The 1937-nt window shown below is 43.1% G+C and carries 3 protein-coding genes; 1 reads left to right on the top strand and 2 read right to left on the bottom strand.

The window, feature by feature from the left end:
* Positions 1–26: 26 nt before the first annotated feature.
* Positions 27–635, bottom strand: a complete 609-nt coding sequence (locus tag AC1DP6_RS36400; protein ID WP_441576123.1) for a Crp/Fnr family transcriptional regulator — start codon at positions 633–635, stop codon at positions 27–29.
* Between the two features lie 158 nt (positions 636–793).
* Positions 794–1258, bottom strand: a complete 465-nt coding sequence (locus AC1DP6_RS36395) for a PA2169 family four-helix-bundle protein (protein ID WP_477024225.1) — start codon at positions 1256–1258, stop codon at positions 794–796.
* A 92-nt stretch (positions 1259–1350) separates the two neighbouring features.
* On the opposite strand from AC1DP6_RS36395, the gene AC1DP6_RS36390 reads away from it, so the two are divergent.
* A complete protein-coding gene (locus AC1DP6_RS36390) occupies positions 1351–1917 on the top strand; it encodes a hypothetical protein (protein WP_477059295.1) in 567 nt (188 codons plus the stop codon).
* Positions 1918–1937 lie beyond the last annotated feature (20 nt).

The raw sequence follows: 1937 nt of genomic DNA, 5'->3' as shown, positions 1-1937 counted from the left end.
GCACAGTTCAGCGTAAGATCGTGATCTCAGTCACAAAAGTTGCGGGTCTGGTCCAGCAGGTATAAACGCGCTCTGCTCAAGGCTTCGCGGCTGGTATAGAGGTAGCGGGCAATATTTGTCAGCGATATTTTTTGTATGATAAAAGGGCGGCGTTCCAGCAGGAACTTATAGCGTTGCAGCGGGCTTTTTAAAGAGAGAATATATTGGTGTTCAGATTGTTGTTCCAATAATTCCTGGTATAGTTGCAGGTTTACATGCAGCAGATTCATATGCAGATCATAGAGGGGCTGCAGCTTTTTGATATTTATTCTCAATATCACAGCGTCTTCCACGGCAATGATGCTTACAGCGGAAGGAGCTTTCTTATTGTAGCTTTCACAGTTAGCCAGGAAGTCATCGATGAAACTGAACTTTACGATTTTCTCATTTCCTTCTTCATCCAGAATCGAAAATTTAAACATCCCTGATATAACAAAAGCTGAATAACGGGCTACTTTTCCATAGCGTAAAAATGAATCTCCTTTTTTGATGTGCTTTACGGTGGCAATGGAATCCAGTAGCTGCCATTCTGCCTCAGTAACAACCGGATATTTTTTCATGAGACGATGGTACACAGCAGGTAATTCGTATTTCATGCAGGCATTTGTTTGATTGCAAGATAGCTTTTTTTAGCTATTAGCTATTAGCTTTTAGCTTTTAGCAAAATGCAGCGGAGATAAGCATATATAGTATGTTATCCGCTGCATTTTGCTAAAAGCTAAAAGCTAAAAGCTAATGGCTAAAAGCTAAGTCGCTATTTCTTCGCCTGATCTCTTAATGCTTTTACCTTATCATGTGAACGTTTCAGTTCATCTTTTTGCTGGGCTAATAACTCCCGGATATAAGCCGGCAGATTTTCGTGATCCAGCGCGTCTTTATAAGCCCGTTGTGCGGCGTCTTCGCCTGCTTCGCAGTTAGATAGTACGGTGTGACGGTCGTGGCCTGTAAACACCGCTTTTACATCCATCCAGGCACGGTATACTTTACCGCTGGTGGTAGTACTGTTTTCCATAGTGCCACCGGTAGCCTGTACTTCATTACCCAGTGCATTCCGGAGCTGGTGACTTTCAGCGATCATGTCTGTGAAAAGCGCTTTCAGATCAGCATCTTCCGGTTTGGCTTCTTTCAAAGCTTTTTCATAGCCTTCAATACGATCATTGTTAATGGCTATGAGGTCATTCAGTACCTCATTGGTAGCAGCTGTTGTTATAGTTTCCATGGTTAAGTTTTTTTAGTGTATCAGGTAGGAGCCATAAAACATGCCAACAGATTTACCTATTTTGAGCCTTTGTCATGAAATCGGCGTAAAGTATGCGTTTGCTGTTGTTGTTAATGAGTTGTTTCCTGTTACAGTCTGCTTACGCAGGAGGACTCTCGTCCTGGCTGAAACCTACGCCAGGGGGGAATAAGATGGAGTATGATGGTACAAGTGCCTATCGTGCGGGGTTGCAGTGGACAAAATGCCCGGGTACACCATCAGATAGTATTTATTTTCATGAATGGTATTTTTACCGGAATTATATCATTGGAGAACGGGATAGCGGGGTATATGTGATTGCGAATGAAACTACCTGTACCGCAATTACCTTCCATAGTGTAGAAGCGTTTAATCACTATGTGGCAGAACATCACCTCCGCCCGATTTTCTGGAAGCGTACTTATGATCCCATTCACCCCGGAGAGCAACTGGATAATTTATTATTTGCTGCGTTTATGTTAAGCCCGGTAGTAGTGCCGGTACTGCTTTTCTATTTATTTCTGCTGGGAGGATTGTTCTTTGGAAAAAAGAGGTCTGCCATTAAAATAATCTTCCTGGTAGTACTTCCGCTGTGGGTGCTGATAGCGGCTTTATTACAGGGATGTCCCCAGAGCCTGTAGGAATAATCCGGTACCGGTAC

The organism is Chitinophaga sp. 01L420 (assembly GCF_056399985.1).
This window is presented reverse-complemented; position numbering and strand designations above follow the sequence as displayed.